Origin of the sequence: Leucobacter japonicus, assembly GCF_001273855.1 — a bacterium.
Lineage (GTDB): Bacteria > Actinomycetota > Actinomycetes > Actinomycetales > Microbacteriaceae > Leucobacter > Leucobacter japonicus.
In genome coordinates this window covers 1-311 of the sequence record NZ_JHBX01000070.1, presented here as the reverse complement: position 1 = coordinate 311, position 311 = coordinate 1, and the positions used below count along the sequence as shown (strand labels likewise).

At 74.6% G+C, this 311-nt stretch carries 1 protein-coding gene and 1 pseudogene; one reads left to right on the top strand and one right to left on the bottom strand.

The window, feature by feature from the left end; all coding sequences use genetic code 11:
- Positions 1–13 precede the first annotated feature (13 nt).
- On the top strand, positions 14–103 hold the full coding sequence (locus AMS67_RS00235; RefSeq protein ID WP_277619534.1) for a hypothetical protein: 90 nt from the start codon (positions 14–16) through the stop codon (positions 101–103).
- A gap of 12 nt (positions 104–115) precedes the next feature.
- On the opposite strand, the pseudogene AMS67_RS17575 reads toward AMS67_RS00235, so the two are convergent.
- Positions 116–311 (bottom strand): annotated as a pseudogene (locus tag AMS67_RS17575) (YihY/virulence factor BrkB family protein); the annotation flags it as partial.

The following is a 311-nucleotide window of genomic DNA, read 5'->3' as shown; positions in this document are numbered from 1 at the left end:
CCGCAAGGAGAACGTGCGCTCCGTGGTCGAGGCGAAGCGCGCCGAGACCCGCGAGCGCCGGATCGCCGCGGTCGTGGATCGGGTGCGGCAGACGCTCGGCTGATCCCGCGCGGCGTCAGGTGCGCGACGTGTCGCGCTCCGCGGCCTCGGCCTCCTCCGCGGCCCGCAGCTCCCGGGTCGCGGCATGCAGCACGTCCTCGGCGCGGCGCCGACGGTGCTGCGCGAGTGTCTCGGCGCCGTAGCGCTCCCGCACGCGATCCTTCGCCTCAGCCGTGGCCGTGATGATGTAGCTGCTCGCCAGCAGGATCACC